19 protein-coding genes and 1 pseudogene are annotated in these 22825 nt (G+C 72.0%); 16 read left to right on the top strand and 4 right to left on the bottom strand.

Annotated features, from left to right (window positions below; genetic code table 11):
- Positions 1 to 3: 3 nt before the first annotated feature.
- Entirely contained in the window at positions 4 to 873 is an 870-nt protein-coding gene (gene prcA / locus ACFVFR_RS27895) for a proteasome subunit alpha (protein ID WP_383706613.1), read from the top strand.
- Positions 874 to 993: 120 nt separating this feature from the next.
- Here prcA and ACFVFR_RS27890 read toward each other — a convergent pair whose 3' ends face one another.
- The gene (locus tag ACFVFR_RS27890; protein WP_383706611.1) at positions 994 to 1467 is read right to left on the bottom strand and encodes a rhodanese-like domain-containing protein; all 474 of its coding nucleotides are present in this window, start codon (positions 1465 to 1467) and stop codon (positions 994 to 996) included.
- A gap of 92 nt (positions 1468 to 1559) precedes the next feature.
- Here ACFVFR_RS27890 and ACFVFR_RS27885 point away from each other — a divergent pair.
- Positions 1560 to 2003, top strand: a pseudogene (locus ACFVFR_RS27885) (Lrp/AsnC family transcriptional regulator); the annotation flags it as partial.
- 61 nt (positions 2004 to 2064) lie between these two features.
- Here the strand turns inward: ACFVFR_RS27885 and ACFVFR_RS27880 are convergent.
- A complete protein-coding gene (locus ACFVFR_RS27880; protein ID WP_383706609.1) occupies positions 2065 to 3060 on the bottom strand; it encodes a LacI family DNA-binding transcriptional regulator in 996 nt (331 codons plus the stop codon).
- A gap of 658 nt (positions 3061 to 3718) precedes the next feature.
- On the opposite strand from ACFVFR_RS27880, the gene ACFVFR_RS27875 reads away from it, so the two are divergent.
- The 12 genes from ACFVFR_RS27875 to ACFVFR_RS27820 all read left to right on the top strand — a co-directional run bounded on the left by ACFVFR_RS27875 (position 3719) and on the right by ACFVFR_RS27820 (position 16410).
- A complete protein-coding gene (locus ACFVFR_RS27875) occupies positions 3719 to 4990 on the top strand; it encodes an MFS transporter (RefSeq protein WP_383706607.1) in 1272 nt (423 codons plus the stop codon).
- Positions 4991 to 4999: 9 nt separating this feature from the next.
- Positions 5000 to 6361 carry a Pup--protein ligase gene (pafA, locus tag ACFVFR_RS27870; protein WP_383706605.1) on the top strand — a complete coding sequence of 454 codons (1362 nt, stop codon included), beginning with the start codon at positions 5000 to 5002 and terminating at the stop codon, positions 6359 to 6361.
- A 132-nt stretch (positions 6362 to 6493) separates the two neighbouring features.
- Positions 6494 to 7483: an FKBP-type peptidyl-prolyl cis-trans isomerase gene (locus ACFVFR_RS27865; RefSeq protein WP_383706603.1), complete on the top strand. Its 990-nt coding sequence runs from the start codon at positions 6494 to 6496 to the stop codon at positions 7481 to 7483.
- A 41-nt stretch (positions 7484 to 7524) separates the two neighbouring features.
- Positions 7525 to 7899: an FKBP-type peptidyl-prolyl cis-trans isomerase gene (locus tag ACFVFR_RS27860; protein ID WP_383706601.1), complete on the top strand. Its 375-nt coding sequence runs from the start codon at positions 7525 to 7527 to the stop codon at positions 7897 to 7899.
- 188 nt (positions 7900 to 8087) lie between these two features.
- Positions 8088 to 9086 (top strand): helix-turn-helix transcriptional regulator, encoded by a 999-nt coding sequence (locus ACFVFR_RS27855; protein WP_383706599.1) that lies wholly within the window; start codon positions 8088 to 8090, stop codon positions 9084 to 9086.
- Between the two features lie 16 nt (positions 9087 to 9102).
- Positions 9103 to 10056 (top strand): helix-turn-helix transcriptional regulator, encoded by a 954-nt coding sequence (locus ACFVFR_RS27850; protein ID WP_383706597.1) that lies wholly within the window; start codon positions 9103 to 9105, stop codon positions 10054 to 10056.
- 261 nt (positions 10057 to 10317) lie between these two features.
- Complete coding sequence (locus ACFVFR_RS27845; protein WP_383706595.1) at positions 10318 to 10566, top strand: hypothetical protein; 249 nt, start codon at positions 10318 to 10320, stop codon at positions 10564 to 10566.
- A 149-nt stretch (positions 10567 to 10715) separates the two neighbouring features.
- The gene (locus tag ACFVFR_RS27840; RefSeq protein ID WP_383706593.1) at positions 10716 to 10919 is read left to right on the top strand and encodes a hypothetical protein; all 204 of its coding nucleotides are present in this window, start codon (positions 10716 to 10718) and stop codon (positions 10917 to 10919) included.
- A 231-nt stretch (positions 10920 to 11150) separates the two neighbouring features.
- Positions 11151 to 11450: a Sec-independent protein translocase subunit TatA gene (gene tatA / locus ACFVFR_RS27835; protein WP_383706592.1), complete on the top strand. Its 300-nt coding sequence runs from the start codon at positions 11151 to 11153 to the stop codon at positions 11448 to 11450.
- 63 nt (positions 11451 to 11513) lie between these two features.
- Positions 11514 to 12494: a twin-arginine translocase subunit TatC gene (tatC, locus tag ACFVFR_RS27830; protein WP_383706590.1), complete on the top strand. Its 981-nt coding sequence runs from the start codon at positions 11514 to 11516 to the stop codon at positions 12492 to 12494.
- 17 nt (positions 12495 to 12511) lie between these two features.
- On the top strand, positions 12512 to 13402 hold the full coding sequence (locus tag ACFVFR_RS27825; RefSeq protein WP_383706588.1) for a diacylglycerol kinase: 891 nt from the start codon (positions 12512 to 12514) through the stop codon (positions 13400 to 13402).
- A 179-nt stretch (positions 13403 to 13581) separates the two neighbouring features.
- Complete coding sequence (locus ACFVFR_RS27820) at positions 13582 to 16410, top strand: DEAD/DEAH box helicase (RefSeq protein ID WP_383706586.1); 2829 nt, start codon at positions 13582 to 13584, stop codon at positions 16408 to 16410.
- A 355-nt stretch (positions 16411 to 16765) separates the two neighbouring features.
- Here ACFVFR_RS27820 and ACFVFR_RS27815 read toward each other — a convergent pair whose 3' ends face one another.
- A complete protein-coding gene (locus tag ACFVFR_RS27815; protein ID WP_383706584.1) occupies positions 16766 to 17623 on the bottom strand; it encodes a siderophore-interacting protein in 858 nt (285 codons plus the stop codon).
- Between the two features lie 45 nt (positions 17624 to 17668).
- Complete coding sequence (locus tag ACFVFR_RS27810; RefSeq protein ID WP_383706582.1) at positions 17669 to 18616, bottom strand: 5'-3' exonuclease H3TH domain-containing protein; 948 nt, start codon at positions 18614 to 18616, stop codon at positions 17669 to 17671.
- 242 nt (positions 18617 to 18858) lie between these two features.
- On the opposite strand from ACFVFR_RS27810, the gene ACFVFR_RS27805 reads away from it, so the two are divergent.
- The gene (locus tag ACFVFR_RS27805; RefSeq protein ID WP_383706580.1) at positions 18859 to 20079 is read left to right on the top strand and encodes a glycine betaine/L-proline ABC transporter ATP-binding protein; all 1221 of its coding nucleotides are present in this window, start codon (positions 18859 to 18861) and stop codon (positions 20077 to 20079) included.
- Complete coding sequence (locus ACFVFR_RS27800; protein WP_383706578.1) at positions 20072 to 22687, top strand: ABC transporter permease/substrate binding protein; 2616 nt, start codon at positions 20072 to 20074, stop codon at positions 22685 to 22687. Before ACFVFR_RS27805 ends, ACFVFR_RS27800 begins: the two co-directional genes overlap by 8 nt.
- The last annotated feature ends 138 nt before the right edge of the window (positions 22688 to 22825 follow it).

Below are 22825 nucleotides of genomic sequence, written 5' to 3'. Positions count from 1 at the left end.
CCGGTGTCGACGCCGTTCTATGTCTCACCCCAGCAGGCCATGGCCGACCGCGCGGAGTACGCCCGCAAGGGCATCGCGCGAGGTCGTAGCGTCGTCGTGCTCCAGTACACCGACGGCATCGTCTTCGTGGCCGAGAACCCGTCCCGGGCGCTGCACAAGGTCAGCGAGATCTACGACCGGATCGCCTTCGCGGCGGTCGGCAAGTACAACGAGTTCGAGAACCTGCGGATCGGCGGCGTGCGCTACGCCGACCTGCGTGGCTTCACCTACCACCGCGAGGACGTGACCGCTCGCGGTCTGGCCAACGTCTACGCGCAGACCCTGGGCACGATCTTCTCCAGCAACGCCGAGAAGCCGTACGAGGTCGAGCTCATCGTCGCCGAGGTCGGCGCCGGGCCCGAGGACGACCAGATCTACCGGCTGCCGCACGACGGCTCGATCGTCGACGAACACGGCTCGGTCGCGGTCGGCGGCAACTCCGACCAGATCGGCAACTACCTCGACCAGCGCCACCGCGACGGCATGACCCTGGGTGAGGCGCTCAAGCTCGCCGTGGAGTCGCTGTCCCGGGACAACAACGGCGGCGAGCGCAGTCTGACCGCCGAGCAGTTGGAGGTCGCGGTCCTGGACCGCACCCGGCCCCAGCAGCGCAAGTTCAAGCGCGTTCTGGGCAGCCAGCTCTCCCGGCTGCTGGAGGAGGACGCCCCGGCCGAGGGGCCCGAGGCCGACGGGGACCCGGCGCCCGACGAGGCAGCGGCCGACGCCCCGGCCGCGGGGGACGACTCCGCCGCGAAGGAGGCGCCCGCCAAGCCGTCCAGGAAGACGAAGGGCGCCGCGAAGGGCGAGGAGTCGGACGCGGCGGAGGACGAGTAGCGGTAGCCCGCCGCCCCACCGCGACCACTCCGCCCCGGTGTGCGCGCCACGCGCGCGCCGGGGCGGAGCGCTGTGCCGAACCCGGCCACGGCGCGGGGGCGGCTGGCGCGTCGGCGCTGGTCAGCAGGCGCAGTCGGGCGAGCCGACCGGTGCCGTCAGCGGGTCGGCCGGGTGCCGCACGAGGCCACTCGCTCCTTCGACGGGGAACCCCTCGCGCGTCCAGTACTCGATTCCGCCGATCATCTCCTTGACGCGGTAGCCGAGCCGGGCGAAGGCGAGCGCCGCCCGGGTCGCCCCGTCGCATCCGGGGCCCCAGCAGTACGTGACGACCGGGACCGACGGGTCGACGAGGTCGGCGGCGCGCTCGGAGATGTCGGCGGTCGGCAGGTGGAGTGCGCCGGGGATGTGGCCCTGCGTCCAGCCGGCCCGCCCCCGCGAGTCGACGAGCACGAAGCCCGGGGCGTCGGTCCGCAGGGACGCGTGGACGTCGGAGACGTCGGTCTGGAAGGCGAGGCGGGCGGCGAAGAACGCGGCTGCCTCGGCGGGCGCCGCGGCCGGTACCCGCGGGGCGGCGCTGAAGTCGGTGGTGGTCATGGCTCAACGCTAGATTTTCCGCCCCCGCCGCAGAACCCGAGATCCACGGTCCTGCCCGCTGCCGGCCGTGTGATCCGTGGTATCAATCGGCCATGGCCGCCGATTCCCTTGACGCCACTGATCTACGCCTCCTGGAGGCCCTACAGCGCGACGGCCGGGCCAGCTACGCCGACCTGGCCCGCGGCGTCTCCATGTCGCCCAGCGCTGTCACGGAACGGGTCCGACGCCTGGAGGAGAGCGGTGTCATCTCCGGGTACCGCGCGCTGGTGCGCCCCGAGGCGCTGGGCCTGGACATCCTGGCCTTCGTCCGCCTCCGCTATCCCACGGGCAACTACAAGCCCTTCCACGACCTGCTCGACACGATGCCGGAGATCGTCGAGGCCCACCACGTGACAGGCGAGGAGTGTTTCGTCCTCAAGGTGGTCGCCCGCTCGATGCGGGACCTGGAGCGCCTGACGGGCCGCGTCGCCACCCTGGGCTCGATCACCACGAGCGTCGTGTACTCCAGTCCGCTGACCGGCCGCCCGGTGTCGCGGGTCGTGTCCCCCGCCGGCCCCGGCCGGCCCGCCGGCCCCGGCGAGCGAGCCGCGGCGGACGTCAGGCCGACGCGGGCGGGCCGGGCGGCGGAGGGGCCGTCGAGTCCCGGGTGACGAGGGTGACCGGCAGGGTGGTCACGTCGGTGCCGCCGCCGTCCAGGACGGCCAGCAGAGCGCGCATGCCCGCGGCCCCGACCTCCTCGGCGGGCAGGCGTACGGTCGTCAGCTCCGGTTCGACGGCGGTCGCCAACGACACGTCGTCGAATCCGGTCACCGACACGTCCTGCGGAACGCGTAGGCCAAGCCGGCGCGCGGCCTTGCACGCGCCCGCGGCCAACACGTCGTCGTCGCAGACCAGTGCCGTGGGACGGGCGCCCGGCGCGGTCAGGGCCCGCTCGGCCGCGACCAGGCCGCCGGCGACGGACAGCGGGGCGGACTCGGTGCGCAGGGACGTGCCCGCCACCGCGCCCAGCGTCGTGGCCAGCGCGGCGGCGCGTACATGGAAGGTCCAGGAGTCCACGTCGGCGGCCAGGTGTGCCACCCGGCGGTGCCCGAGGCCCAGCAGGTGCTCGCCCAGCCGCCGCATGCCCGCCTCGATGTCGACGTTCACGGTGGCGCCGGCCGGGCCCCGGTTCGGGTCGCTGTCGAGCATCACCAGCGGCAGCCCGTCCCCGCGCAGCGCGGCCAGCGCGTCCGCCGCCATGGACGAGGCGATCACCCCGTCGAGCGTCGACTGGGCCGAGCCGAACGGGTCCCGCGCGGGGCCGACTCCCTCGGGCGAGGGGTAGAGCACCACGCCGACGCCGTGCGCGGCGGCCACCTCGGCGGCGCCCGTGTAGACCCGGGCGAAGAACTCGTTGCTGAGGGCGGGCACCACGAGCAGCGCGGTCCGCGTGCGGCCGAGCCGCAGATGGCGGGCGGCGAGGTTCGGCCGGTAGCCCAGCTCCCGGGCGGCCTCGCGCACGGCCTCCGCCGTACGGGGCGAGACCCGACCGCGCCACTTGTCCCCGAGCACCAGGGACACGGTGGCCTGTGAGACCCCCGCCGCGCGGGCCACGTCCCGACTGGTGGGGCGGCCCGCGGCCCCCTGCGCGCCGGACTGCCGGACCCCTGGCGGACGGAGCGCGCCGACGGGCCCCCGGTCCCGCTCCCGGGGGCCGGCCGCCTCCGGAGCCCGGCCCTCGACCGGCGCCCCGGCCTCCCCGCAGGCCCGTGTCGCCGGGTGCGTCAGGGGTGAGTCGGGCGGTGTCGCGCCTCCCGGCGGGGGAATCGCGCCGGGAGGTGGGGCGCTGGCCCCGGTGGGGGCGGGGGCCTGTGTCGGGCCCGCCGCGCGCGCCCCCTCGCGGGGTGAAGACGCCCACCGCGCGTGGCCTGAACTGATCTGTCGCGGGGATCGCCCGGAGGCGCGTTCGGGGCCGCGCCCCGCCGTGTCTGTCACCGCTGTCCGTCTCTCCGCTGTGCCGGGGCGCGACCCGGGTCCGGGTCGCCGTTGGTGCCGGTCCGCCGCCCGCCGCGCCCGGCCACTCGCCGCCTGCGTCCCGCTGGGTCGGCCGAACGCCGGTGGCCGGCTCGTACGTCGGGGCCGCGTGGGCGGTGGCCCGGCGGGAACCGAGTAGACCCGTTGACAGCGGCCATGGTACGTATGACGGCGCCTCGTTATACGTAACACTTGACGACCCCGACACGCCACGCGGCACGGGGCGGAGGGAGCGGCCATGGCCACCGGCTACGGCGAACTGCTGCGGACCAGGCACGCGGCGCGCCTGCTCACCGGCACGCTCATCGGCCGGCTGCCGAACGCCACGGCGGCGCTCGCCATCGTGCTCTTCACCCGTTCGGAGGGCGGCAGCTACGCGTTGGCCGGGGCGCTCTCGGCCGTCTACGGCATCGGCACCGCCATCGGTCAGCCGCTGCTCGGCCGGGCCGTGGACGTCCACGGGCAGCCCCGCGTCATGTTCCCCGCCGCGCTCGCCTCGGGCCTGGGCATGGTGCTCTTCGCCCTCGTCGGCCTGACCCCGCTGCCGGTCGCCTACCTCGCCGTGGGGATCGCCGGAGTGTTCACGCCACCGCTGGAGGGCGGGCTGCGGGCGCTGTGGCCGCACGTGCTGCCGCGCCAGGAGCAGGTGCACGCGGCTTACGCGCTGGACGCCGTGGCGCAGGAGGTGATGTTCTCGGTCGGCCCGCTGATGGTCACCCTGCTGGTGGCCGCGTGGTCGGAGGCGGCGGCGCTGCTGGTCATCAACGTGGTCGGGGTCCTGGGCGCGCTCTGGGTGGTCCTGTCCAAGCCCTCCCGCGCCTGGCGGTCCGCGCCGCGCGAGGCGCACTGGCTCGGCGCGCTGCGCTCGCCGGGGATGCTGGTGTTGATCGGCTCGTTCCTCTTCGTCGGCCTGGCGCTCGGCTCGATCGCCGTGGCGGCGGTGGCCTACGCCGACGAGCACGGGGGCGGCATGGTCTCCAGCTACCTACTCTCCGCGCTCGGCGTCGGCGCGCTGGTCGGCGGCGTCTGCTACGGAGCACGCACCTGGGCGGGCGAACCGGAGCGGCGGCTGCGCCTGCTGGTGGCGGCGCTGGCGGTCGGGTACCTGCCGCTGGCCCTCGTCCCGGGGGTCGCGGCGATGACCGTACTGTCCGGGGTGGCCGGCCTCTTCCTGGCACCTGCCCTCGCCTGCGCTTTCGTCGTCGTGGACCGGCACGCGCCGCGCGGCACCGTCACCGAGGCGTTCTCCTGGCTGGTGACCACCTTCGGCGTCGGCGCGGCGGTCGGTACGGCCGTCGCCGGTCCCGCCGTCGAACTCGGCGGCGTGGCGGCCGGCTTCGCCGCCCCGGGCGTGGCGGGCCTGGCCGCGCTGCTGGTGCTGGTCGGTTGCCGACGCTTCCTGGCTGGTGACGCCGCTCGGTCGGATGCCCCAACGACGGGTGACGCAGGGGCGGAAAATGATCGAAACGGTGCCGTCGAACCCGGTTTCAGAGCGGGTCATCAGGCGTAATGTTCAGTCATGGACCGCCGCATTTTCGGGCTGGAGAACGAGTACGGCGTCACGTGCACGTTCAGGGGACAGCGCCGACTGTCACCTGACGAAGTGGCGCGGTACCTCTTCCGCCGAGTCGTTTCCTGGGGCCGCAGCAGCAACGTCTTCCTGCGTAACGGCGCCCGCCTCTACCTTGACGTGGGCTCGCACCCGGAATACGCAACTCCCGAGTGCGACAACGTGACCGAGCTGGTCACCCATGACAAGGCCGGCGAGCGCATCCTGGAAGGCTTGCTGGTCGACGCGGAACGCCGCCTGCACGAGGAGGGAATCGCAGGCGACGTCTATCTGTTCAAGAACAACACCGATTCAGCGGGAAACTCCTACGGTTGTCACGAAAACTATCTCGTGGCCCGACACGGTGAGTTCTCCCGGCTCGCCGACATTCTCATTCCCTTCCTCGTCACACGGCAGTTGCTGTGCGGCGCCGGCAAGGTGCTGCAAACGCCGCGCGGAGCGGTGTACTGCGTCAGCCAGCGCGCCGAGCACATCTGGGAGGGCGTCAGCTCCGCCACCACCCGTTCGCGCCCGATCATCAACACCAGGGACGAGCCGCACGCCGACGCGGAGCGCTACCGCAGGCTGCACGTCATCGTCGGCGACTCCAACATGTCCGAGACGACCATGCTGCTCAAGGTCGGCGCGACCGATCTGGTGCTGCGCATGATCGAGGCGGGCACGGTCATGCGCGACCTGACCCTGGAGAACCCCATCCGGGCCATCCGCGAGGTCAGCCACGACATCACGGGCCAGCGCAAGGTGCGGCTGGCCAGCGGGCGGGAGGCGTCCGCGCTCGAAGTGCAGCAGGAGTACTACGAGAAGGCCGTCGATTTCTGCGAACGGCGCGGCATCAGGACCGGCACCGTCGAACGCGTGCTGGAGCTGTGGGGCCGCACCCTGGAAGCGGTGCGCACCGAGAATCTGGACAGCATCGCCACCGAGATCGACTGGGTGATGAAGTACAAGCTCATCGAGCGGTACCGGGCGAAGAACAACATCACCATGTCGCATCCACGGGTCGCCCAGATAGACCTCGCCTACCACGACATTCACCGTCGCAGGGGGCTCTACTACCTCCTGGAGCGCAAGGGACAGGCGGCCCGCGTCTGCAACGACGTGAAGATCTTCGAGGGCAAGTCGGTACCGCCGCAGACCACGCGGGCCAGGCTGCGTGGCGACTTCATCCGACGGGCTCAGGAACAGCGCCGCGACTTCACCGTCGACTGGGTGCACCTCAAGCTCAATGACCAAGCACAGCGCACCGTGCTGTGCAAGGACCCGTTCCGGTCGGTGGACGACCGAGTGGAGAAGCTGATCGCCGGAATGTGAGCCACCGCGCCGTCGACACCACGCTTCCGGGCACACCGCAGGGCCTCGCGCGTTCCTCGTGCGAGGCCCTGCGTACGTCGTAGAGTGGCGCGCATTGCCCACTGCCAGTTTCCGACTGTAACGAGGAATTCCGTGCGCCGACGCTCCGTACTCCTCGCCGTGCCCGCCGGCCTGCTCGCGCTCGCGGGCTGCGGCGACGACGAGAACAACAAGGACAAGGCCGACAAGGCCGATACGTCGAAGTCCCCCGCGGCGGAGCCGACCGGGAAGATCGTGGCGGGGCCGCTGCCCGCGATCACCAAGGGCCAGGAGTTCGGCCAGAAGCCAACCGTGGCCAAGGGCTCCGGCAAGCCCTCGCCCGACCTCGCGGTCAAGACGCTGGTCCCCGGGCGGGGCGTGACCGTGGCCAAGGGTGACTTCCTCCAGGTGAACTATCTCGGCCAGACGTGGCAGAACGGCAAGGTCTTCGACAACTCCTACGACCGGGACAAGCTCGCGGTCTTCCCGATCGGCATCGGCAAGGTCATCCCCGGCTGGGACCAGGCCCTGGTCGGCAAGAAGGTGAACAGCCGGGTCCAGATCGCCGTCCCGCCGGCGCTCGGCTACGGCCCCGAGGGCAACCCGCAGGCCGGCATCAAGGGCGACGACACCCTGGTCTTCGTCGTCGACATCGTCGGCACCTACAACACCAAGAGCGCCGCGCGGGGCAAGGAGGTCGACCAGGGCGACAAGGCCCTGCCCGTCGTGGGGACCAAGACCGACGGCAAGGCCCCCAGCATCGAGGTGCCCAGCGGCGAGCCCCCCAAGAAGGTCGTCTCGAACTACGTCCTGGAGGGCGACGGCCCCGAGCTGAAGAAGACGGACGCCGTCATGGTCCAGTACAAGGGCGTCCTGTGGGACGGCGGCAAGGAGTTCGACTCCAGCTACGCCAGCGGCCAGCTCGCCCAGTTCTCGCTCCAGCAGGTCGTCCCGGGCTGGACCGAGGGCCTCGCGGGCAAGAAGGTCGGCAGCCGCGTGCTGATCGTGGTGCCGCCGGACAAGGGCTACGGCAAGGAGAAGAAGGACGGCATCCCGCCGAACTCCACGCTGGTCTTCTCCGTCGACATCCTGGCCGTTCTGTAAGACTGTCCCGGTTGCCCACACCGTAAGCGAGGAGTTTGTTCGTGAGCATCGACAAGCCTGAGATCGACTTCCCGGGCGGCGAGCCGCCGGCCGGCCTTGAGATCAAGGACATCTGGGAGGGCGATGGCGCTGTCGCGAAGGCCGGGGACACGGTCCAGGTCCACTACGTCGGAGTGGCGTTCAGCTCCGGCGAGGAGTTCGACGCGAGCTGGAACCGGGGCACCCCGCTGGCCTTCCAGCTCGGCGCCGGCCAGGTCATCCCCGGCTGGGACCAGGGCGTCCAGGGCATGAAGGTGGGTGGTCGGCGCCAGCTCACCATCCCGCCGCACCTGGCGTACGGCGACACCGGGGCCGGCGGCGGTCGCATCGCCCCCGGCGAGACGCTGATCTTCGTGTGCGACCTGGTCGCCGCCTGAGTCGACCCGGCGTACGGCGCGCACGCCCCGGGGCGGCGCGCTGAGCCGAGCGAGACGGTCGCCCGCACGGCCACCGAGGGCCCCCGGCCCGGGCATCGCGCCCGGGCCGGGGGCCCTCGGCTTTTGTCCGCGCTCACGGGGGCGGTACGGTCACCGTCGTAGGAGCCGCACTGCGAGAAGAGGCGTCGATGGCCATTGCCAAGGCCGAGCGGTTGATGAACCTGGCCTTGTGCCTGCTCGAAACCCGGCGCCCGCTCACCAAGCGCGAGTTGAGGTCGTCGATCGAGGCGTACCTGGAGGCCGACGCCACTGGCAGCGACGAGTCCGTCAACCGGATGTTCGAGCGGGACAAGGACGACCTGCGCGAGCTCGGCCTGATCATCGAGACGGTCGACGGCATCGACGGCGAGCTGGGCTATCTGGCCCGGCGCGACAGCAACCGGCTGCCGCCCATCACGCTCGACGCGGAAGAGGCCGCCGCGCTCGGTCTGGCCGCCAAGGTGTGGCAGCAGGCCCGGCTCGCGGGCGCGGCCAGCGGCGCGCTGCAGAAGCTGCGGGCGGCGGGGATGCCGCTGGCCGACGAGCCGTACGAGACCCAGACGCACAGCGCCCTCGAACCGCGCATCCCCGCGCACGAGGCGGCCTTCGAGCCGCTCATGCTCGCCTGTCGTGACCGCCGCCCGGTCGTCTTCGACTACCGCAAGTCCAACGCCGCCCGCCCCGAGCCGCGCACCGTCGAGCCGTGGATCCTGGAGTGCTGGCGCGGCCACTGGTACCTGGCCGGCTGGGACCGTGACCGCGCCGCCGAGCGCGTCTTCCGGCTCTCGCGCATCACCGGCCGGGTCCGCTCCCGGGCCGGCGCCTTCACCGCCGAGGTGCCCGACCACGTGACGGTCCGCGAGACGGTGGAGACCTGGGCGGGCGAGACCGCCACCGGCACCGCCCGGATCAGGCTGCGCGCGGGGCACGGCTACCCGCTGCGCGCCAAGGCGGTCAGCACCCGTCCGGTGGCCGACGCGAGCGCGGCCGAGGGCGCGGGGACCGACGGCTGGGACGAGCTGGAGATCCCGTACGGGCACGGGCTGGACGCCTGGCTGGTGGAGTTCGGACCGGACGTGGTGGTCCTGGACCCCGCCGAGCTGCGGGCCGACGTGGTGGACCGGCTGCGCGCCGTGGCCAACGGCTGAGAGGGACGGACCGACCATGGCTACCAACGCCATCGACCAGACCCGGCGGATGCTGTCCCTGGTGACGTACCTACGCGAACGCCCCGGCGCGCGCGTCAGCGACGTCGCCCGCGCCTTCGGCATCACCGAGGACGAGCTGATCGCCGACCTCGACGTGCTGCCCATGTGCGGCACCAGCTTCCGGGGCGGCGACCTGCTGGACATAGACACCGACGGCGACCGCATCTGGTGGCACAACCCCAACAGCGCGGGCACCGAGCCGCTGCGACTGGCGGCCGACGAGGCCACCGCGCTCCTGGTGGCCGCCCGCGCCGTGGCGACCCTGCCGGGGCTGCGCGAGGGGGACCGGCAGGCGCTGCTGCGCGCGACGGCCAAGCTGGAGGCCGCGGCCGGCGAGGCGGCCGGCGCCAGCTCGCGGCTCTCGGTCATCTTCGAGTCCGAGGGCGGGGTCTTCGCCGACGTGGACCGGGCCATCGCCGAGCGGCGACGGCTGTGGCTGCGGTACTACTCGCCCGCCCGGGACGAGCTCACCGAGCGCGAGGTCGACCCGATCCGGCTGTTCGCCGTCGGCCACACCTACGTCGAGGCCTGGTGTCACCTCTCCGAGGCGCGCCGCACCTTCCGGCTGGACCGGGTGGCCGAGATCAAGCTGCTCGACGAGCCCTCCGACCCGCCGCCCATCGAGCTGCGTGACCTGTCCGAGGGACTGGTCCAGCCCGCGGCCGAGGATCCGGAGGTGGTGGTCGAGGTGGGCCCCGGCGGGCGGTGGGTCGCCGAGTACTACCCGCACGACAGCGCCGAGGAGCTGCCCGGCGGCGGTCTGCGGATCACGCTGCGCACCCCCGACCCCGGCTCGCTGCGCCGGCTGGCGCTGCGGCTCGGCAAGGACGGCCGGATCGTGACCCCCGCCGAGCTCGCCACCAGCGCCCGGGAGGCCGCGCGCGAGGCCCTGGCCGCCTACGGCGAGTGAGGGCGCGGGCGCGCGGGGGCGCGCGGGCGGCTCGCGACGCGACGGACGTTTGGGGCGTACGGGCGTAAGCGGAACGCGGTGGATGCGCGCCGGGCCCCGTACGTGATCGGATGGGCGCCGCGCGGCGCGGAGGTGACCGGGCGCGTGCGCGACATGGCCGTCGGTGAGCGAACCGGGAGGGGCCGCGGTGGACGCGGGGGAAGCGGGAGCGCGCTCGGTGCGTGTGCGGTGGAGTGGACGTACGGCGAGTGGAGGGCACAGATGACGGCGCGGGCGACACGGCGAGCCACACCAGTGATCTTCAAGGCCGCGTGCCCGCGGTGCCGGGGCAGCTTCGAGCTGTCGGCCGAGGCGTTGCGGCTGGTCGTCGGCGGCACCAGCCGCACCACCTTCTACTCCTTCACCTGCCCGGACTGCGGCAGCGCGGTCCGCAAGCCGGCGGGCGAGCGGATCGTGGAGCTGCTGACCGGGGGCGGGGTCAGTACCCTGCGACTGCACTCCGCCGTGTAGGGCGGGCCGGCGTTACGGGCGTGGCCGGTTCTGCGCTGGCGGTGGTGGCGGGTGGTGTGCCGACCGAGGGGGCGGCGGTCGGTGGGGCTCGACGCCCGGACGGGCGGGCGGTTGCCGGTCCGCGCGGGGTGAACGATAGGTTTCCTTCCATGCTCTGGCCCATGCTTGCTCTCACGCTCGCCTTCTGCGGACTCGCCGTTCTCGCCGTGCTGGCCGCGCGGGTGTACCGGGAGGTTCGACGGTTGGCGCGGCAGGTGGGGGAGAGCTCGGAGCGGATCGCGCGGGCCGCGCAAGACCTGGAACGCGCCACCGGTCCGCTGGCCGCTCAGGTGGACGGATTGCGCCGACGTTAAGGGCCCGCCACGTTCGCCCAGTTCAGGCGCTCTGCTCAGGGGAACAAACGAGCGGTACGCTGAGGGGCGCGGCCCTGGTAGCGAGGCCCGGGGACGCAATCGGGAGGACGCCCGGGGATTGCCACCCGTTTACCCCGCCGCGTTACGATCGCTGGCACAACGGCTGCCGGACTCCCGCGTCCGACCGGTCGGACAGCCACCCCCAGCCGCCTCGGTGAGAAGGTAAATCTTATGTTCGGTGGAAAGATCGGTGCCCCCGAGATCATCCTCATTCTTGTCGTCGTCATCCTGCTGTTCGGCGCGAAGAAGCTTCCGGACATGGCGCGTTCGCTCGGCAAGTCCGCGCGCATCCTCAAGAGCGAGGCGAAGGCGATGAAGTCGGAGGGCAAGCAGCCCGCCCCGGCCGAGCCGGCGCACCCCGAAGAGACCGCCGACCAGGCTGGCGGGCACCGCACCATCCAGGCGGCGCCGGGCGACGTGAGCAGCTCCCGCCCGGTGAACGAGCCGAGCGACCGTACGACGCAGCGCTAAATCCAGGGCCGACTGAGGCGGTGGCCACGGGCCGCCGCCTGCCGCACGAGATGAGGACGTGGGTTGCTCAAGCCTGCCCGCAAGAAGGAGAAGGACCCCGAGGGGCGGATGCCCCTGGCGGAGCACCTGCGTGAGTTGCGCAACAGGCTCCTCAAAGCGGTCCTGGCGATCTGTCTGGTGACGGCCGTCGCGCTGTTCTACTACAAGGACATCGTCGACTTCCTGATGAAGCCGGTTTTGGATTCGGTCGGTTGCGGCGGTCTCTCCGTCTCCGACCTGGAGGCCAAGGACGGCAACCAGAAGTGCGCCTACTTCACGGTGAACGGTCTGCTGTCGCCGTTCACGATCATGCTCAAGGTCTCCTTCATGACCGGCTTGGTGCTTTCCACACCGATCTGGCTCTACCAGCTCTGGGCGTTCCTCGCGCCCGGTCTGCACAAGAAGGAGAAGAAGTACTCGATGGCCTTCGTGGCCGCCGGGGTGCCGCTCTTCGTGGGCGGCGGCTTCTTCGCGTACGCGATCCTGCCGACGACCGCCGAGGTGCTGCTCGACTTCACCCCGGACGGTGCCGACAACCTGTTGCCGCTGGACGACTTCATCGACCTGCTGACCCGCATGGTCGTGGTCTTCGGCCTGGCCTTCGAACTGCCGTTGGTGCTGGTGCTGCTGAACTTCGGCGGCGTGGTCACCGGGCGTCGGATGCTCGGCTGGTGGCGCGGGATGATCATGGGCATCACCGTCTTCGGTGCCCTGGCGACCCCGAGCACCGACCCGGTGGGCATGTTCGCCCTCGCGGGGCCGGTCACGCTCCTGTACTTCCTCGCGGTCGGCGTCTCGATCATCAACGACCGGCGCAAGGCCAAACGACGGGCGAACGACCCCGACTTCGGCATGGACGACGACGAGGCGTCCTCGTCACACGTGCCGGAGGCGCTGGACGGGACCGAGTCGGTGTCGGCGGGCCGTGGGCCTGGCGACGCGGGAACAGATGACGGCGCGGGCCCGGAGCCGGGGCGGCGCAATGGCTACGACGACGTCACCTGACCGGGTAGATTCCGTGCGTGACCAGCGACATCACTCTCTTCGTCAATCCCACGGCGGGCCGCGGTCGAGGCGCGCGGGCCGCTCAGCCGGCCGCACGGGTGCTCCGCGAGGCGGGGCTGCGCGTGCGGACGGTGTTGGGCGCCGATGCCGGTGACGCGCTGAGCCGAGCCCGAGCGGCGGTCTCGGGCGGCACGGGGGCGCTGGTGGCCGTCGGGGGTGACGGCATGACCTCGCTCGCGCTGCAGGCGGTGGCCGGCACCGGCACCCCGCTGGGGGTGGTCGCGGTGGGGACGGGCAACGACTTCGCGCAGGCCACGGGGTTGCCGGTGCGCGACCCCCGCGCCGCGGCCCGGCTGATCGCGGCCTCGCTGAAGTCCGACGGGGGGCGGCCGGTGGACGTCGGGCTGGCCGGTGACACGTACTTCGGCACGGTCCTGGCCTCCGGTTTCGACTCGCGTGTCAACGACCGGGGCAACCGGATGCGCTGGCCGGCGGGGCGGTTCCGGTACGACCTGGCGATGGTGGCGGAGCTGGCGGGGCTGCGGACCATCCCCTACCGCGTGCGGCTGGACGACGGGCCGGAGCGGGAGATCGAGGCGACGCTGATCGCCGTCGGCAACGGGTCCTCGTACGGCGGTGGCATGCGGATATGCGGCGGCGCGCGCCTGGACGACGGGCTCTTCGACGTCACGGTCGTCGGCCCGTGCTCCCGCGCGACGCTGCTGCGGGTCTTCCCCCGGGTCTACCGGGGCACCCATCTGAGCCACCCCGCGGTGACCACGCACCGGGTGGCGAAGATCTCCCTGGCGGCGCCCGGCCTGACCGGGTACGCCGACGGCGAGCCGCTGGGCTCCCTCCCCCTGACGGCCGTGACCGTGCCGGGGGCCGTGCGGCTGCTGGGCGGATGAGGAAAAGGACCGTGCGGGGCGGCGGGCACGCGGCCGGAACGGGGAGCGGGCCGGGCCGAGCGGGCGGGCGAGGCTCCGGTGGGGCGGGGGAGCGACCCGGCCGAGCGGGCCCGTCGCGTCCCAGGTGCTGGTAAAGATCGAGTGCGTTGTCAGAGGTGGCCGGTAGGCTCGTACGTACGATGACCGACGAGCTCTCTCCCGCCGAGCGATACGCCCAGGCCCGTCTTCGGGCGGCTGACCAGGCCACGGCGCTCGCTCCGTTCCGCGAGATGTACGAATTCGGCCTCGATCCGTTCCAGATCGAGGCGTGCCAAGCACTCGAAGCAGGCAAGGGCGTCCTGGTCGCCGCCCCTACCGGCTCCGGCAAGACGATCGTGGGCGAGTTCGCCGTCCACCTGGCCCTGACCCGGGGCCGCAAGTGCTTCTACACCACGCCCATCAAGGCGCTGTCCAACCAGAAGTTCGCCGACCTCGTGGAGCGCTACGGCGCCGAGCGCGTCGGCCTGCTGACCGGGGACAACAGCGTCAACTCCGAGGCGCCGGTGGTCGTGATGACCACCGAGGTGCTGCGCAACATGCTCTACGCGGGCTCCCGCTCGCTCGACGGCCTCGGGTACGTCGTCATGGACGAGGTGCACTACCTCTCGGACCGCTTCCGTGGCGCCGTGTGGGAGGAGGTCATCATCCACCTGCCGGAGTCGGTGACCCTGGTCTCGCTCTCCGCGACGGTCTCCAACGCCGAGGAGTTCGGCGACTGGCTGGACACCGTGCGGGGCGACACCGAGGTGATCGTCTCCGAGCACCGGCCGATCCCGCTGTGGCAGCACGTGTTCGCCGGGCGACGGATATACGACCTCTTCGAGGAGAAGGACAGCCCCGAGGGCACCCCGGGCGCCGGTCGCCGCGAGGTCAACCCCGATCTGGTGCGGCTGGCCCGGATGGAGAACAGCCGCCCCAGCTTCGGCCGGGACAAGCGGCGTGGGCGCTCCCTGCGCGAGGCCGACCGGGAGCGCGAGCGCCGCCAGCGCAGTCGGATCTGGACGCCCAGCAGACCCGAGGTGATCGACCGGCTCAACGCGGAGGGGCTGCTTCCGGCGATCACCTTCATCTTCAGCCGCGCGGGCTGCGAGGCCGCCGTGCAGCAGTGTCTGTTCGCGGGGCTGCGGCTGAACGACGAGGCGGCGCGGGCCCGGGTGCGCACGATCGTGGAGGAGCGGACGGCGTCCATCCCGGACGAGGACCTGCACGTCCTGGGGTACTTCGAGTGGCTTGAGGGTCTGGAGCGGGGCATCGCCGCCCACCATGCGGGGATGCTGCCGACGTTCAAGGAGGTCGTCGAGGAGCTGTTCGTCAAGGGCCTGGTCAAGGCGGTGTTCGCGACCGAGACGCTGGCGTTGGGCATCAACATGCCGGCGCGTTCGGTGGTCCTCGAGAAGCTGGTGAAGTGGAACGGCGAGCAGCACGCCGACATCACCCCGGGCGAGTACACGCAGCTCACCGGTCGCGCCGGCCGGCGGGGCATCGATGTCGAGGGCCACGCGGTGGTGCTGTGGCAGCGTGCCATGGACCCGGCGGCGCTGGCCGGCCTCGCGGGTACCCGCACCTATCCGCTGCGCTCCTCCTTCCGCCCCTCGTACAACATGGCCGTCAACCTGGTCTCGCAGTTCGGGCGGCATCGCTCGCGCGAGCTGCTGGAGACCTCGTTCGCCCAGTTCCAGGCGGACAAGGCGGTCGTCGGCATCTCCCGGCAGGTGCAGCGCAACGAGGAGGGGCTGGACGGCTACCGCGCCTCGATGACCTGCCACCTCGGCGACTTCGAGGAGTACTCCCGGTTGCGCCGCGAGCTGAGCGACCGGGAGACGGAGCTGGTCAAGCAGGGCGCCGCGCAGCGGCGCGCGGCGGCGGCCACGGCGTTGGAGAAGCTCAAGCCGGGCGACGTGATCCAGGTGCCGACGGGCAAGTACGCCGGGCTCGCGCTGGTGCTCGACCCCGGGCTGCCCGCGGGGCGTACCAACGGGCATCGCGGCTTCGAGTACCACGACGGGCCGCGCCCGCTGGTGCTCACGGCCGAGCGGCAGGTCAAGCGACTGGCGGCGATGGACTTCCCGGTTCCGGTGGAGCCGCTGGAGCGGATGCGCATCCCCAAGTCGTTCAACGCGCGCAGCCCGCAGTCGCGGCGTGACCTGGCCTCCGCGCTGCGGACCAAGGCCGGTCACCACGAGCCGTACCGTCGCCGTAAGGAGCGCTCGGCGGCGGCCGACGACACCGAGATCGCCCGGCTGCGTACGGAGATCCGGGCACATCCCTGCCACGGCTGCGCCGACCGTGAGGACCACGCCCGCTGGGCCGAGCGGTATCACCGGCTGCGGCGGGACACCCGACAGCTGGAGCGGCGTATCGAGGGGCGTACGAACACCATCGCGCGCACCTTCGACCGGATCTGCGCGTTGCTGACCGAGCTGGGCTACCTCCAGGGCGATGAGGTCACCGAGGACGGCAGGCGGCTCGCGCGGCTGTACGGCGAGCTGGACCTGCTGGCCAGCGAGTGCCTGCGGGACGGGGTCTGGGAGGGCCTGAAGCCGGCCGAGCTGGCGGCGTGCGCGTCGGCGCTGGTGTACGAGGCGCGGGCGGCGGACGACGCGGTGGCGCCCAAGCTGCCCACCGGGGCGTCCAAGCAGGCGCTCACCGAGATGGTGCGGATCTGGGGCCGGCTGGACGCGCTGGAGGAGAACCACAAGATCAACCAGGCGGAGGGGGTCGGGCAGCGCGAGCCCGACCTGGGCTTCGCCTGGGCGGCCTACCGCTGGACCTCGGGGCACGGTCTGGACGACGTGCTGCGCGAGGTGGAGATGCCGGCGGGTGACTTCGTGCGCTGGTGCAAGCAGCTCATCGACGTGCTGGGTCAGATCGCGGTGGCCGCCCCGCCCGGTGGCACCGTGGCCCGCAACGCCCGCAGGGCCGTCGACGGCCTGCTGCGCGGGGTCGTGGCGTACTCCTCGGTCGGCTGAGGCCGACGGAGGGGTCGGTGGGCCGGGCCCGAGCATGGGAGCCGGCGCCGCGTCCGGGGCCAGGGTCGAGCCGGGGCTGAGGTGTCGGGGCCCGGTGTCACCCGGTCGCGGGTCGCCGGGCCTCGCGGGCCGCGGGCTCCTCGGCCGCCGACCGGCTGGCCGGGGCGGCCCGGTCGGCCACGCGGGTGCTCGCGTACGCGGACAGGTGCGGGGCACCGCGCGCCGGCGGCGCGCCAGCCCGGCCGGAGTCGCGGTCGCGACGCGTCCTCGTGCGTCTGGCCGACACAGCGGTGACCCGGCCCCGGCGCGGTCGGGCGCCGGTGGGCCGGGTCGGTGAGGTGGGCCGGTGGGCGGCTCAGGTGGCGGCCGGGCCGCGCTCCTGCTCCGCCTCGACCTGCTGGTTCCACTCCTGCTTGGCGGCCTGCCAGCCGTCCTCGTTGTGGCCCAGGCGCCAGTAGCCGGAGATCGACAGGCGCTCGCGCGGGATCTGGTGCTCGACGCGCAGTTGGCGACGCAGTTCCTTGACGAAGCCCGCCTCGCCGTGGACGAAGGCGTGCACGGCACCGGCCGGGAAGGTCAGGTCACCGACCGCCTGGGCCAGCTTGGCGCCGACCCGGGCCCCGTCGCGGTGCAGCCAGTGCACGGTGGCGCCGGGCACCTCGGCCAGCGGCTGACGCTCGGACTCGTCCGCCACCTCGATGAACACGTGGGCCGGCGCCCCGCCGTCGGCGGCGAGCCGCTCCAGGGAGGCGGCGATGGCCGGCAGCGCGCTCTCGTCGCCCGCGAGCAGGTGCCAGTCGGCGTCGGGCGCGGGGGCGTAGGCGCCGCCGGGACCCAGGAGGAAGACCTCCTCGCCGGGCTTGACGCTGGTGGCCCACGGGCCGGCCACGCCCTCGTCGCCGTGCACCACGAAGTCGATGGCCAGCTCGCGGCTGGCGGGGTCCCAGGTGCGCACCGTGTACGTGCGGGTCACCGGCCACTGGTGGCGCGGCAGTTCGGCGCGGATCCGCTGGATGTCGAAGGGCTCGGGGTAGGCCACGCCCTCGATCGGGAACAGCAGCTTGACGTAGTGGTCGCTCCACTCGCCCGCGCTGAAGTCCGCCAGCCCCGCACCGCCGAGCACCACGCGCACCATGTGGGGGGTGAGCCGCTCGGTGCGGATCACCTGCCCCCGGTGGAGCTGCGGCTGCCGACGGGCCGGACGCTCTGTCACGATGCCTCCTGGGAAGGGGGAGTTAGGTTTACCTAACCTAACAGCTTACTCTGCGAGGGTGGTGAGCACCCTGGTCAGCGAGGTGCCAAGGCCCCAGCGTGCGGCGAGCGCGTCCAGCGCGGCGGGGTCGCGGGGCGCGGCGGGCAGCGCCGGGTCGAAGGCGGGCAGCGGGACGTCGGTGGCCACGCGCACCACCCGGGGGGCGACCGCGAGGTAGTCGCCGGCCTCGGTCAGCCGCCTGCGCTGGGTCGGGGTCAGTCCGGAGGCCGGGTCGGCCGCCGCGGCCTGGATGCCGGCCAGGTCGCCGTGGGCGGCCAGCAGCTTGGCGGCCGTCTTCTCCCCGATGCCGGGCACGCCGGGCAGGCCGTCGCTGGGGTCGCCGCGCAGCAGGGCCAGATCCGCGTATCCGGCGCCGTCCACGCCGTACTTCTCCCGCAGCCACGCCTCGTCCACGGTCTGCAGCGTGCCCACGCCCTTGATCGGGTAGAGCACGCGGGCCCGCCGCGCGTCGCTGACGAGCTGGTACAGGTCGCGGTCGCCGGTGACGATGTCCACCGGACCGCTCGCGCGGGTGGCCAGGGTGCCGATCACGTCGTCGGCCTCGTAACCGGCCACGCCGACCCGGGCGATGCCGATCGCGTCCAGCACCTCCTCGATCACCGGGACCTGGGGCGCGAGGGTGTCGGGCACCTCCTCCGCGTAGTCGCCCGCGTGCGGCACGTGCTCGCCCTGTGGCGCGGGGTCCTCGTCGGCGACCCGGTGCGCCTTGTACGAGGGGATGAGGTCGACCCGCCACTGGGGCCGCCAGTCGGCGTCCATGCAGGCGACCAGGTCGTCGGGGCGGTGGTCGGCCACCAGCCGGGCGACGAAGTCGAGCAGTCCCCGGACGGCGTTGACGGGCGTGCCGTCCGGGGCCCGCACCGAATCGGGCACGCCGAAGTAGGCGCGGAAGTAGAGGGAGGCGGTGTCGAGGAGCATCAGACGTCGGGTCACGAGCCGATCATGCCGTACGCGACATGGCGCAGACGGCTGTGAGGTGGGACACAAAGCGTTTGCTCGCGGGGTCCGGGGGCAGGCGCCGACCCGGAGCGGACCCTGTAGCGCATTCAACTATTGCATTGGGCACGTGGTCAGGCGGGCCGAAACCGCCCGCTCCACGACCTGACTCTCGCCCCCCGGCGGGAAGCCCCCACGGGGGGCTGGGTCGTTTGATGAGTTCGACCCGAGAGGTGTATGTGTCCAGGCTGCGAGCCGAGCACTTGTACAAGGTCTTCGGTAGACGACCGAAGGCGGCCGTGACGGCCCTGGAAGGGGGCGCCAGCCGCGACAAGCTGCGCTCCCAGGGGACGACGGCGGCCGTGATCGACGCGTCGTTCGCCGTCGAGGCGGGCCAGATATTCGTGGTCATGGGGCTGTCCGGGTCCGGGAAGTCGACCCTGCTGCGCATGCTGAACGGTCTCCTTGAGCCGACCGCGGGGCAGGTGCTCTACGACGGCCAGGACCTGACCCAGCTCAGCCCGCGCGAGCTGCGCGCGGTGCGCTCGCGGAAGATCAGCATGGTCTTCCAGCACTTCGCGCTGTTCCCGCACCGCAGCGTCCTGGAGAACGCGGCGTACGGGCTTGAGGTGCAGGGCGTGCCACGGGCCGACCGCGAGAAGCGCGCCAAGGAGGCCCTGGAGCTGGCCGGCCTCGCCGGCTGGGAGGACTCCTGGCCCGACGAGCTCTCCGGCGGCATGCAGCAGCGCGTGGGTCTGGCCCGCGCCCTGGCCACCGACGCCGACCTGCTCCTGATGGACGAGTCCTTCAGCGCGCTCGACCCGCTGATCCGCCGCGACATGCAGGACCAGCTCCTGGAGCTGCAGAAGCGGCTGAAGAAGACCATCGTCTTCATCACCCACGACCTCAACGAGGCGATGCGGCTCGGCGACCAGATCGCCGTCATGCGCGACGGTGAGATCGTCCAGATCGGCAACGCGCAGGACATCCTGGTCACCCCCGCCAACGACTACGTGGCCTCCTTCACCCAGGACGTCGACCGCTCCCGGGTGCTCACGGCCGGGGCCATCATGGCCGAACCGGACAGCGTCCTGAACCCGGCGGACGGCGGCACGCCGCGTACCGCGCGCGAGGCGCTGGCCGCCGCGCCGGCCACCGTCGCGGCCGACACCCCGATCATCGAGCTGTTCGCGCCCTGCTCGGTCAGCTCCGAGCCGGTCGCCGTGGTCGACGAGGCGGGCGAACTGGTCGGTCTCGTACCGGCCGCCCGCCTGCTGGCCGTGCTCGGCGAGCCCACCCAGTCCGCCGAGCCACCCGCCGCGCCCCCGGGGCCACGCCTGACCAAGGGCGAGGTCACGGGCGCGAGCGCGCGCGAGGACGAGAGCGCCGGCGACCTGGCCACCGCCGGGGAGCGCGCGGACAACGGTACGGGCGAGGGCAAGGTGAGCGCGGGTGCCTAGGCTGAACATCGGCAAGTGGATCGACTCGGGGATCACCTGGCTCCGAGAACACCTCGACTGGCTCTTCGACTTCATCGCCAAGGTCGTCGACGGCATGTACGAGGGCGTCCACGACGTGCTGTCCGCTCCCGAGCCGTTGCTGTTCGCGGCCATCCTGGCGGTCATCGCCTGGTGGCTGCGCGGCGTGGTGGCCGGGGTGGTGGCCTTCGCCGGCTTCGCGCTCATCGACTCGATCCAGCAGTGGGACGAGGCGATGGAAACCCTGTCGCTGGTCCTGGTCGCGGGCTTCATCACCGTCCTGATGGCGGTCCCGCTCGGAATCTGGGCCGCGCGCAGCCGCACCGTCAGCGCCGTGCTGCGGCCGGTGCTCGACTTCATGCAGACGATGCCCGCCTTCGTCTACCTGATCCCGGGCATCTTCTTCTTCGGCGTCGGCGTGGTTCCCGGAGCCATCGCCACCGTCGTCTTCGCGATGCCGCCCAGCGTGCGGATGACCGAGCTCGGCATCCGCCAGGTGGACGAGGAGCTGGTCGAGGCGGCCGAGGCGTTCGGCACCAGCCCCCGCCGCACCCTGGTGCGCGTACAGCTCCCGCTGGCCCTGCCGACCATCATGGCCGGCATCAACCAGGCCATCATGCTGGCGCTGTCCATGGTCGTCATCTCCGGCATGGTCGGCGGCGGCGGCCTCGGCTCCTCCGTCTTCGAGGCGATCAGCTCGGTGGACGTGGCGCTCGGCTTCGAGGGCGGTCTCGCCGTCGTCATCCTCGCGATGTACCTGGACCGGATGACCGGGGCCCTCGGCGAGCGCGTCTCGCCGCTGGGGCGCCGGGCGATCGCCAAGCGCAACGCCAGTGCGACCAGCGGCCTCAAGGTCCTCCAGTGGCGGCCGGCGACCTCGCTGGCCACGGTCGGCGTCGTGGTGCTCGCGCTCGTCGCCGGCGGTCTGAACGTCTTCGGCGACGACGACGAGGGCCCCCAGGTCACCGCCGACGTCGGCAAGGGCCGCTCGCTCAACATCGGTTACATCAACTGGGACGAGGGCGTCGCCTCCACGTACCTGTGGAAGGAAGTCCTCGAACAGCGCGGCTTCAAGCCCACGGTGCAGTCCTACGAGGTCGGCGCGCTCTACACCGGCATGGCCGCCGGTGACATCGACGTCCAGACCAACTCCTGGCTGCCGGTCACGCACGAGTCGTACTGGAAGACCTACCGCGACAAGCTGGACGACCTCGGCTCGTGGTACGAACCGACCTCCCTGGAGGTCGCCGTCCCCTCCTACGTCAAGGGCGTCAAGACCCTGGACGACCTCAAGGGCAAGGGCGGCACCTTCGACGGGAAGATCATCGGCATCGAGCCCGGCGCGGGCGAGATGAAGCTGATGAAGGACAAGGTGCTGCCCGGGTACGGGCTGGGCAAGGAGTACAAGCTCGTCAGCGGTTCCACCGCCGGCATGCTCTCCCAGCTGGAGCGCTCCTACGCCAAGAAGGAGCCGGTCGCGGTCACGCTCTGGTCGCCGCACTGGGCGTACAGCAAGTACGACCTGACCAAGCTGGAGGACACCAAGGGTGCCTTCGGCTCCGGTGACGGTATCCACACGCTCGCCCGCAAGGGCTTCGCGGCCAAGGAGCCGCAGGTCGCCGACTGGATGAAGGGCTTCAAGCTCAGCGAGAAGCAGCTCACCACGCTGGAGCAGGAGATCCAGGAGGCCGGCAAGGGCAACCAGCGGCAGGGCGTGCGCGCCTGGCTGGAGAAGAACCCCGGCATGGTCGACAAGATCGCCCCGGTCGACGGCGCCGAGGCCAAGGGCAAGGAGGCGGGCGCCGCGCCGCGCATCGGCTACTTCCCCTGGGACGAGGACGTCGCCACCACCTACCTGTGGAAGAACGTCCTGGAACGCCGGGGCTACCAGCCCAAGATCAAGCAGTACGACGTCGGTTCGATGTTCACGGGCATGGCCGCCGGCCAGATCGACGTCGAGTTCGACGGCTGGCTGCCGGTCGCGCAGAAGCAGTACTGGGACAAGTACAAGGACGACCTCGTCGACATCGGCGCCTGGTACGACAAGACCTCGCTCGAACTGGCGGTGCCCTCCTACGTGAAGGACGTGAAGTCCCTCGCCGACCTCAAGGGCAAGGCCGACACCTTCAAGGGCAAGATCGTCGGAATCGAGCCGGGCACCGGCGAGATGAAGCTGCTCAAGGACAAGGTGCTGCCGGCGTACGGCCTGGACAAGGAGTACGAGGTCACCAGCGCCGGCTCGCCCGCGATGCTGGCCGAGCTGGAGCGCGCGTACAAGAAGCGCGAGCCGATCATCGCCGTGCTGTGGACCCCGCACTGGGCCTACAGCAAGTACGACCTGACCAAGCTCGCCGACCCGAAGAAGGCGTTCGGCGAGAACAACGAGATCCGCTCGCTGGGCCACAAGTCCTTCCCGAAGAAATACCCGGAGTTCCACGGGTGGTTGAAGAACTGGCACATGACCGAGCAGGAGCTCGCCGGTCTGGAGGCGTCCATCCAGGACGCCGGTAAGGGCAAGGTCGAGCAGGGCGTACAGAAGTGGATGGACGCCCACCCCGGCATCGTCGACAAGATGGCGCCGGTGGCCTAGCCACCGCTCCAAGGCCCGCCCCGTGGCACGGCCGCTCACGAGGCGGCACGGGGGCGCCGCGCACCACGCGCGGCGCCCCGTGCCGTCGGCCACGGGGGGGCCACACGCCGGCGTGGGCCGGCTCCCTCCCGGCCGCGC

The organism is Streptomyces sp. NPDC057702 (genome assembly GCF_042799315.1).
In the GTDB taxonomy this organism is placed as follows: Bacteria; Actinomycetota; Actinomycetes; order Streptomycetales; family Streptomycetaceae; genus Streptomyces.
Note: the sequence above shows the minus strand (reverse complement) of the source record. Positions and strands in the feature narration are given on the sequence as shown.

What these genes read in the sequence shown, in the direction of transcription:
- ACFVFR_RS27890 (WP_383706611.1), bottom strand. Translation starts at nt 1,467, where the DNA reads ATGACCACCACCGACTTCAGCGCCGCCCCGCGGGTACCGGCCGCGGCG.
- ACFVFR_RS27845 (WP_383706595.1), top strand. Translation starts at nt 10,318, where the DNA reads ATGACGGCGCGGGCGACACGGCGAGCCACACCAGTGATCTTCAAGGCC.
- ACFVFR_RS27875 (WP_383706607.1), top strand. Translation starts at nt 3,719, where the DNA reads ATGGCCACCGGCTACGGCGAACTGCTGCGGACCAGGCACGCGGCGCGC.
- ACFVFR_RS27840 (WP_383706593.1), top strand. Translation starts at nt 10,716, where the DNA reads ATGCTCTGGCCCATGCTTGCTCTCACGCTCGCCTTCTGCGGACTCGCC.
- ACFVFR_RS27855 (WP_383706599.1), top strand. Translation starts at nt 8,088, where the DNA reads ATGGCCATTGCCAAGGCCGAGCGGTTGATGAACCTGGCCTTGTGCCTG.
- ACFVFR_RS27820 (WP_383706586.1), top strand. Translation starts at nt 13,582, where the DNA reads ATGACCGACGAGCTCTCTCCCGCCGAGCGATACGCCCAGGCCCGTCTT.
- tatA (WP_383706592.1), top strand. Translation starts at nt 11,151, where the DNA reads ATGTTCGGTGGAAAGATCGGTGCCCCCGAGATCATCCTCATTCTTGTC.
- ACFVFR_RS27850 (WP_383706597.1), top strand. Translation starts at nt 9,103, where the DNA reads ATGGCTACCAACGCCATCGACCAGACCCGGCGGATGCTGTCCCTGGTG.
- pafA (WP_383706605.1), top strand. Translation starts at nt 5,000, where the DNA reads ATGGACCGCCGCATTTTCGGGCTGGAGAACGAGTACGGCGTCACGTGC.